The 8,124-nt window shown below is 62.9% G+C and carries 8 protein-coding genes; 6 read left to right on the top strand and 2 right to left on the bottom strand.

Features of this window, described 5'->3' with window-relative positions:
• Positions 1-351 precede the first annotated feature (351 nt).
• From AC628_RS34375 to AC628_RS44450, 4 genes are read left to right on the top strand one after another with little or no spacing between them, the layout of a single operon-like run.
• Positions 352-669 (top strand): DUF485 domain-containing protein, encoded by a 318-nt coding sequence (locus AC628_RS34375; RefSeq protein ID WP_074131150.1) that lies wholly within the window; start codon positions 352-354, stop codon positions 667-669.
• Complete coding sequence (actP, locus tag AC628_RS34370) at positions 666-2,360, top strand: cation/acetate symporter ActP (protein ID WP_074131149.1); 1,695 nt, start codon at positions 666-668, stop codon at positions 2,358-2,360. The genes AC628_RS34375 and actP overlap by 4 nt, the downstream gene beginning before the upstream one ends.
• 34 nt (positions 2,361-2,394) lie before the next feature.
• The gene (fahA, locus tag AC628_RS34365; RefSeq protein WP_074131148.1) at positions 2,395-3,750 is read left to right on the top strand and encodes a fumarylacetoacetase; all 1,356 of its coding nucleotides are present in this window, start codon (positions 2,395-2,397) and stop codon (positions 3,748-3,750) included.
• An 11-nt stretch (positions 3,751-3,761) separates the two neighbouring features.
• Positions 3,762-3,908: a hypothetical protein gene (locus tag AC628_RS44450; RefSeq protein WP_168193513.1), complete on the top strand. Its 147-nt coding sequence runs from the start codon at positions 3,762-3,764 to the stop codon at positions 3,906-3,908.
• 54 nt (positions 3,909-3,962) lie between these two features.
• Here AC628_RS44450 and AC628_RS34360 read toward each other — a convergent pair whose 3' ends face one another.
• Positions 3,963-5,033 (bottom strand): AraC family transcriptional regulator, encoded by a 1,071-nt coding sequence (locus tag AC628_RS34360; protein ID WP_074131147.1) that lies wholly within the window; start codon positions 5,031-5,033, stop codon positions 3,963-3,965.
• Positions 5,034-5,277: 244 nt separating this feature from the next.
• Between AC628_RS34360 and AC628_RS34355 the strand changes: the two genes are divergently transcribed.
• Together AC628_RS34355 and AC628_RS34350 are read left to right on the top strand one after the other, a co-directional pair.
• Positions 5,278-6,042 (top strand): enoyl-CoA hydratase/isomerase family protein, encoded by a 765-nt coding sequence (locus AC628_RS34355; protein ID WP_074131146.1) that lies wholly within the window; start codon positions 5,278-5,280, stop codon positions 6,040-6,042.
• A 2-nt stretch (positions 6,043-6,044) separates the two neighbouring features.
• The gene (locus AC628_RS34350; RefSeq protein WP_074131145.1) at positions 6,045-7,256 is read left to right on the top strand and encodes a CaiB/BaiF CoA transferase family protein; all 1,212 of its coding nucleotides are present in this window, start codon (positions 6,045-6,047) and stop codon (positions 7,254-7,256) included.
• Between the two features lie 395 nt (positions 7,257-7,651).
• On the opposite strand, the gene AC628_RS43385 is transcribed toward AC628_RS34350, so the two are convergent.
• Positions 7,652-7,900, bottom strand: a complete 249-nt coding sequence (locus AC628_RS43385; protein ID WP_143201958.1) for a hypothetical protein — start codon at positions 7,898-7,900, stop codon at positions 7,652-7,654.
• Between the last annotated feature and the right edge of the window lie 224 nt (positions 7,901-8,124).

Below are 8,124 nucleotides of genomic sequence, written 5' to 3'. Positions count from 1 at the left end.
AGTCGTGGCATCCTTCGGCTTGCTCGCCTTCGGCACATTTTTCCTTATGTCCATGTGACGCGCGTCCGGGCTTGTTGGAGGAAGGCGCGATCATAGCTCTGCGCCTTAACCCACGCTGCTGCGACGTTCCTTAGAGTGTAGAGCGGACCTAGACTCATCTCGATTTAGTTGGCTCGCCGCCCATGGCATGAAATCACCCGTAGTTTGGCAGGATAGCACCTTGTCGGATGCGGTCCGGATTCTGATGCTCTGAGCCCACAAGGAAGACACCTCCGAAGCTTTGATTCTCTGCGACGCAGGGGCGCGCAGACGTGGCACGGCGGTCCACAATGTCTTCGAAGGAGGAATCAGATGCTTCAGGCGCCGTCCAGCCGCACGCGGGAGATCCTCGCCGATGCGACATTCAAGGAGCTAGTCTCGGGACGCGCGAGGCTGCGATGGATCCTGTCTATCCTGACGCTGGTCATGTTCTTCGGGTTCATTGGCTTGGTTTCGGTCGCAAAAGCCGCGCTTGGCACGAACATCGCGGGGAGCGCTCTTCCTCTCGGTTTTGCGCTCGCGCTCGCCATGGTCGCAGCACTCGTGGTTTTCACCGGAATCTATGTCCAACGGTCGAATACCCGCTTCGATGAACTCGCCCGCGCCGTCAAACGGGAGCTTGGTCGATGATCGCCAGATGCCTGCTTGTCGCGCTCGGCGTGGCCTTTCCATCCGCGGCAATGGCGCAGGGCACGCCGATGGTGGGCGGGCGCGGGCCCGACTGGATTGCCATCGCGATGTTCTCCTTGATCGTCGCCATCACGCTCCTCATTACCTACCGTTCGGCGGGCAGCACGAAATCGAAGGCTGGCTTCTACACGGCCGGCCACGCGATCACACCGTTGCAGAACGGGTTGGCGACCGCCGGCGATTTCCTGTCGGCGGCCGCATTCCTCGGCATCTCCGCGCTCGTCTACGCCAACGGATTCGACGGCTTCCTTTACGCCCTCGGGTTCCTGACGGGTTGGCCGATCGTGCTCTTCCTGATGTCGGAGCGCATGCGCAATCTCGGGAGCTATACCTTTGCGGACGCAGCCGCGTTTCGCCTTGACCAGACATCGGTCCGGCTTGTCGCCGCGACCGGAAGCCTCGTTGTTGTCCTGTTCTATCTCATCGCGCAGCTGATCGGTGCGGGCAAGGTGATCCAGCTGCTGTTCGGGATCGACTACGTGCTCGCCGTGGTTGGTGTAGGTGTTCTGATGATCCTCTACGTGATCGTTGGCGGCATGCAGGCCACCACCTGGGTGCAGATCTCGAAGGCGGTGTTGCTGCTGTGTGGCGGAACGTTGCTCGCGCTTGCGGCACTATGGCATTTCGATTTCAGCCTTGCGCGACTGCTCGAGGCTGCAAGCCGCATTCATCCCAAGGGAGCTGCGATCCTTGTGCCAGGTGGATTGTTTGCCGAACCGGTCTCCGCCATCTCGCTCGGACTGGCACTCGTGTTCGGCACGGCCGGCCTGCCACATATTCTGATGCGGTTCTTCACCGTGAGTGACGCCGCGGCGGCCCGCAAATCCGTTTTCTACGCGACGACGTGCGTGGCCTATTTCTGTTGGGTGATTCCGGTGCTGGGCTTTGCCGCCGCGGCAATCCTGATGCCCGAGCCCAGCTATTTCAATGTCACAGCATCAGGCCAGTTCAACAAGATCGCAGACCTGATCGGGGGGCCAAACATGGCTTCGATCCATCTCGCCCACGCAATGGGCGGCCCGGTTCTGCTCGGCTTTATTTCCGCGGTGGCGTTCGCGACCATTCTTGCGGTTGTTGCGGGCCTGACGCTCGCTGGCGCCTCGGCCGTAAGTCACGACATCTATGGCCAGGTGCTGACCGGTGGCAAGGCGTCGGAGCACCGCGAACTCCTGGTGTCGCGGATCGCTGCGATGGCAATTGGCGTCATCGCGGTCCTGCTAGCCTATGCCTTCGAGAACCAGAACGTTGCATTCATGGCCGGGCTTGCCTTGTCGGTTGCCGCAAGCTGCAACTTTCCGGTGCTGGCGATGGCGATGTTCTGGCGCGGAACCACCACGCGTGGCGCTGTCGCCGGCGGTCTCGCCGGGCTGGTTGCGTCGGTCGTCTTGGTCGTCCTGAGCAAGACCGTATGGGTCGCCGTCCTCGGCTTTCCTTCGGCGGTGTTCCCTTACGACAATCCCGCATTGTTCTCGATGCCGCTCGCCTTCCTGTTCGTCTGGCTTTTCTCGGTGACGGATCGCAGCGCACGTGCAACGCGCGAACACGAGGCGTTCACGGCGCAGCTCATCCAGTCCGAGATCGGAACGGCCCTGGCCGGCGATCAGGTCAGCCTCGCGGCGGCCGGTTCGTGAAATCGCAGCACGCCTGCGGAGAGTGAAAGAACGCATGATCAATTCGCAACAGCTGGACGAGACGCACGACCCGGCGCGGCGGAGCTTTGTCGAGACGGCCGACGGCGACGAAACCGACTTCCCGATCCAGAACCTGCCGCTCGGCGTGTTCCGCACCGCGGTCGATCCGCGGCCGAGGATCGGCATGGCGATCGGGGATCTCGTCTTCGACCTCAGGAGAGCGCTGGGCTCGGACGAGCGCTTAGGCTTGCCGATCCGGCGGGCTCTCCAGGACAGCACACTCAATGCGTTGTTCGCGCTCGGATCGGTGGCGATGCGGGAGCTGCGCCGCCGCGCCGCCGACCTGCTTGGCCAAGGCAGTGCGGCCAATGACATCAGACGCCGTGCTTCCGAATTGCTGACGCCGATCGCGGATGCAACGCTGCATCTGCCCACGCGGGTCTCGAACTATACGGACTTCTATGCCGGCATCTACCACGCGCGGGCAGCCGGTGCGCTGCTCACGCCGGAAAATCCGCTTCCCGCGAACTACAAATGGGTTCCGATCGCCTATCACGGCCGGGCGTCATCCGTGCAGGTCGGGCAACGAACGGTACGACGGCCGCTCGGGCAGCGCCCGCCCGCCACGGTCGGCGAGCCGCCGAGCTTCGGCCCCTGCGAACGGCTGGATTTCGAGCTTGAGATGGGATTCTACCTCGGCGCCGGTAACCGGGTCGGCAGTCCCGTGTCGATCTCCGAGGCATCGCAGCAGATCATCGGCTATTCGCTCTTGAACGACTGGTCGGCGCGCGACATCCAGCGCTGGGAGATGTTTCCGCTGGGGCCTTTCCTCAGCAAGAGCTTTGCCACCTCGGTTTCGCCTTGGATCGTCACATCTGATGCGCTGGCGCCGTTCCGCGTCCCGGCACTGGCGCGTCCCGACAACGATCCGCAGCCACTCGACTATTTGTTCGACGCCGCCGATCAATCCGGCGGAGGACTAGACGTCCATCTCGAGGTCCTGCTTTCGACCGCGCAGATGCGTGATGCGAACCAGCCCGCCTCGGCGATTCTCACCTCCAACAGCAAGTACCTGTACTGGACGCCGGCGCAGATGGTTGCCCACCACAGCATCAACGGTTGCAATTTGCAGCCGGGCGACCTGATCGGCACTGGCACCATTTCGGGTCCAAGTCCGGCCCAGCTCTCGAGCATGCTCGAATTCACCGCCGCCGGATCACGGCCGGCCGTGCTGCCAAATGGGGAGCGCCGGGGCTTCCTTCATGACGGCGACGAGGTCACCTTCCGCGGCAGATGCAGCAGGGAAGGCTATGTGAGCATCGGGTTCGGATCATGCGTGGGCAGGATCGAGCCGGTCGATGCCGTCATTGCCGGAAGCAAGCATATCTGACGGAGGTTGATGTGGATTGTCTGCTCGTCTGCACACAGCTCCCGGGCTCGTCGGTCGATCCGGACGAAGTCCGCTTCGGACATCTGCTGACATTGGTGGTGGCGCTGTTCCTACTCGTGGGTGCACATCTGGCGATGCTGCTCGTTGCTGCGCTCTGACGCCTGGTCGGGGACAGGATCAGGCTCAGCGAGCAGGGCGCAGCAATCAGGCGGTCATCTCCCTTGCGGGTGCTCACGCTGCTCGGGATGACGAAAATCCGACGGCGAGCGGTTGGTCCACTTCTTGAACGCCTTGCGAAAGCTGGTGGCGTCGGCGAAGCCTACGCGCTCGGCGACCTGGTCGATGGCGAGGTGCGTGTTCTCGAGCAGCTCGGTGGCCAACGACCGGCGCATCCCGTCGGCGATCGCTTGGTAGGACTGGTCATCTTCCGCCAGCCTGCGGTGAAAGGTGCGCAACGAGAGCCCGAGCTGTGATGCGATCTCCGCCGCAGCCGGAAACCTGTTGGGGCTGTTGAGGCAAGCTGCGCGGATCCGCCGGACCAGCTCGGATTCTCCGGGCCGCTCCTTCATCACGACGTCGCAGACCTGTTGGCAGACCTTGGCGGTAATCGGATTTGCGTTCGGGCAGGGCAGATCGAGCGCCTTGGCGTCGAAGTGCCATTCCATGCGATCGGCGCCGAATTCGATCGGACAGTTGAACATCCGCTCGTAGTTGCGCCAGTGTGCCGGCGCGGCGAATGGAAAGATCATCCGCGTGCTCGGGAACGGCGCCTCGAGCACGCGGCTGAACAGCGCCGTCATCGAGCTGCGCCAGAATTCGGCGGCAAAGGGCAGCAGCTCTCCGAGCGGATCGAGCCCATGGCTGCGCAGGATTGCGGTCGCGCCGTGCTCGATCCGGAAGCTGATCTGCCGCACCGCCGGCCCGGCCATCGTGATGTGGTCGAGCGAGAACATCAGCGCCTCGCCGAAGGTCCGGCTCGACACCATGGCATAACCGTAGATGCCGTAGTCGCTGATGCGCTGCCGCGCGCCCGCGAGCAATCCGATGTCGGATCGCTTCGCCAGCCGGATGGCGTTGCGGTAGATCGCCAGGCGCTGCCTATGCGAGATTCGCGCGTGCGGATCTTCCAGTTGTGCGGCATCGAGACCGGTGCGTGCGAACAGCTCGCGCACCGAGACGCCCTGCGCCGCCAGCTCGGCCGCCAGTGCGCCGAGGCCGAGCAGGCTCTGCGTCGGCGCATCGGGATCGCTCGAGATCGGCATCACGATCTTGATCGCCTTCATGGCGTTTTCTCCGCGTCCGGCTGGCACAGATTGACAGGCCGGTAAACGGCTCTCGCGGCCGTTTGGCAATTTTCGACATCATAATTGGCAGAGCTTGACGTTGTCACGTTTATTATGACGGGCGACATTCAAACCACAGGAACGGCGGGAGCTGTGCGAAGCAGCCCGCGATGAGGAAACGCCAGCCGGTCGCGCCATTGCGGCGGAAGCCTGCTGCCGGCTTTTGATCGAGCGAGGGATTGGCATGACTGTAACTCATGAGCTGGACGGCAAGGTCGGCGTGGTCACGCTGGCGAAGCCGCCGCATAATCTGCTGGACGACAAGCTCATCAATGATGTGGTCGCTGCCTACCATGCAGTGGTCTCGGCCGGCTGCCGTGCGATCCTGCTGCGCAGCGCGATGCGGCATTTCTGCGCCGGTGCAGAGATGGCGTCCTGGGGAACCGGCACCAAGCTGCACACCGATCAGGCCGGGCTCGAGAGGGTCTGGCGCAGTCTCGAGGATGTGCCGGTCCCGACGGTCGCCGCCGTCAATGGCGGCGCGCTCGGCGGCGGCCTCGAGCTCGCGCTGACCTGCGACATGATTGTCGCGGCCAACACGTCTTTCCTCGGCCAGGTCGAGGTGGCTGTCGGATTGCTGCCTTTGCTCGGCGGCACGCAGCGGATAGCGCAGCGGGCCGGCATCGCGCGGGCCAAGGAAATCTCGATGCTCGGCCGCCGTCATACGCCCGAGGCGTTCGAGCGCTGGGGCATCATCAATCTCGTGGTTCCGGAAGCCGAGTTGTCAGGGGCGTCGATGACCATGGCCCGGCAGCTCGCCGCCGGCCCGACCCGAGTCATCAAGGGCATCAAGATGCAGGCGAACCTGCAGGGGCGGGGCGGCATCGCTGCCGCCGATGCCCGACAGGTCGAGATCAATGACATGATCTGGCAAACCAAGGACCGCCAGCGTGGCGCCGACGCCTTCTTTGCTTCCGGCCCCGCGACGGCCGTGTTCGAGGGAGACTGACGATGTCGGCTGCGCCACTTCATGGACTTCGGGTCGTCGATTTCACCCGCGTGCTGGCGGGTCCCCACTGCACCAAGGCGCTGCGTGACCTCGGCGCCGATGTCACCAAGATCGAGCCGCCATCCGGCGATATCGGCCGCGCCGGACTGCCCAACGTGAACGGCATCGGCCTCTATTTTGTGCAACAGAACGCCGGAAAGCGAAATCTCAGCATCGATCTGAACTACGCCGAGGCGCGCGAAATCGTCACCCGGCTGTGCCGGGACGCCGACGTCATCGTCGAGAATTTTCGTCCCGGTACCCTGGCACGATTCGGCTTCGGTTATGAGGACATCCGCGCATTCAATCCCGGCATCATCTATGTGTCGCTGAGCGGCTACGGACAGACGACCTCGTGGCGGAATCGCCCGGCCTTTGCGCCGACAGTGCAGGCCGAAACCGGCCTGACCTCGATCGTGCAGGACCATTTCGGCGAGGCGTTGTCCGAGCCTCGCGGCGATTCCTGCAGCCACGCAGACATCTATACCGGACTGCAAGGCGTGATTGCCGTGCTGGCAGCGCTGCAGCATCGCAATCGCACCGGCGAAGGCCAGCATGTCGACGTCTCGATGGCGGCGACGATGCTCTCGGTCAACGAACGCGCCGGCGCGATGATGTCGGAGATCGATACCGACGGTGAACCGATCGCGCTCTCAGCCAACGAATCCCACATCTTCGAAATGTTCGATGGCGCTCGCCTGACGATCGCCGCCAGTCCGATCTATTCGCCGATGTTCACCCGTTACTGCGCGATGATGCGGCGGAGCGATCTGCTGGCCGATCCGCGCTATGCCACCGCCAGATTACGCCGGGAAAACCTCGCCCCGCTGCTTGCTGAAATTCGCGCCTGGCTCACGACCTTCGAGAATCTGGAGCAGTTGCAGGCGCAAGTCAGCGAAGCGGGGCTTGCGGTAGGCCGCGTACGCACTGTCAATGAGTTCGCTGACACCGACTGGGCCAAGGAATGGAATGCCGTGGTTGAGGTCGATGACCGTGCCGGCGGGGTCGTCCGCATGCCAGGCAACCCCTGGATCTTTAGTAGCTCGGAATTGCCATCCCCCGGTGCGCCGGCCTACCAGGGCGAGCACAATGAAGACATCCTCGGCCAGCTCGACATCGCGCCCGAGAAAGTCAGGGATCTGCAACAGCGCGGTATCCTGCTCAGTCGACGATAAAGCATCGGCAATCTAGTCCAGCATAATTTTGGAGCAGAACTAAATTATTCCCGGCAATGACCTTGACCGATTGATGGTGGACGGAACGTCGCCGCTCGCTAGGCTTCGTGGATTGTCAGCTAGCATGAGAGGCGGCTGTAATCGCACGATGAAAGGACTATCGAACTAAGATCTCATTTCGCGAATTGCGCGAAACCGGCGCAAAGCACATCGCTGTTTTCTGCAAAGACACCGCTGCTCTAACGTCACGATGGACGCGGCGAGCAGGCCGGACGAGATCCTTCTGTCAGATATCGGGCCGCGCTTCACCTGCACGGTGTACGGCAAGCGGGGGCTCGATCATTCGTTCAACGTGTCGCCGAAAATGAGCGCCCGCAAGTATTTCGTCCATCTTCTCAGTTCGGCTGATCGCGGGCGGAGCGCGAACCGCTCACGAACGAAAAGTGGACGCATCTGGTGCGGTTTCTGGTGCGGCGGTCGCGCTGTCGGCAAATAGAACGAAGTAAGCCATTGATCTTCTTGGTGCTCGGCAGGCCCTGAAACGCGAGCATGCGGGCATTCCATGCCTGGCAGGCGAGTACATCGGCCTCCCAGCGTGCCTCGGTGGCCCGTTTGGCCAGGTGGCTGACGGTCGCTCCGAACATGGACTCGCGAGACCTGGATCCCATTTTCCATGATCGCGCCCAACGGGCCAGGTGAGAAGCCGCTAGGTCTCCTGGAGCGGCCTACAACAAGTTGGTCAATCCGGTGCTGCCCTACTCGCACTGGGGAACTAGGACACTGTTGCGCGCACGCTATTGCGGGAGGCTTAGAGCGGGGCGCAGTATCGAGGCTGCCGACCTCCAAGAATATGATCGGCGGATCGAGT

The sequence above is a fragment of the Bradyrhizobium sp. NAS96.2 genome, assembly GCF_001908235.1.
Lineage (GTDB): Bacteria > Pseudomonadota > Alphaproteobacteria > Rhizobiales > Xanthobacteraceae > Bradyrhizobium.
Note: the sequence above shows the minus strand (reverse complement) of the source record. Positions and strands in the feature narration are given on the sequence as shown.

Excerpts from the sequence above, each read along its gene's own strand:
- AC628_RS34375 (WP_074131150.1), top strand. The coding sequence starts at position 352 with ATGCTTCAGGCGCCGTCCAGCCGCACGCGGGAGATCCTCGCCGATGCG.
- AC628_RS34350 (WP_074131145.1), top strand. The coding sequence starts at position 6,045 with ATGTCGGCTGCGCCACTTCATGGACTTCGGGTCGTCGATTTCACCCGC.
- actP (WP_074131149.1), top strand. The coding sequence starts at position 666 with ATGATCGCCAGATGCCTGCTTGTCGCGCTCGGCGTGGCCTTTCCATCC.
- AC628_RS34360 (WP_074131147.1), bottom strand. The coding sequence starts at position 5,033 with ATGAAGGCGATCAAGATCGTGATGCCGATCTCGAGCGATCCCGATGCG.
- AC628_RS34355 (WP_074131146.1), top strand. The coding sequence starts at position 5,278 with ATGACTGTAACTCATGAGCTGGACGGCAAGGTCGGCGTGGTCACGCTG.
- fahA (WP_074131148.1), top strand. The coding sequence starts at position 2,395 with ATGATCAATTCGCAACAGCTGGACGAGACGCACGACCCGGCGCGGCGG.
- AC628_RS43385 (WP_143201958.1), bottom strand. The coding sequence starts at position 7,900 with ATGTTCGGAGCGACCGTCAGCCACCTGGCCAAACGGGCCACCGAGGCA.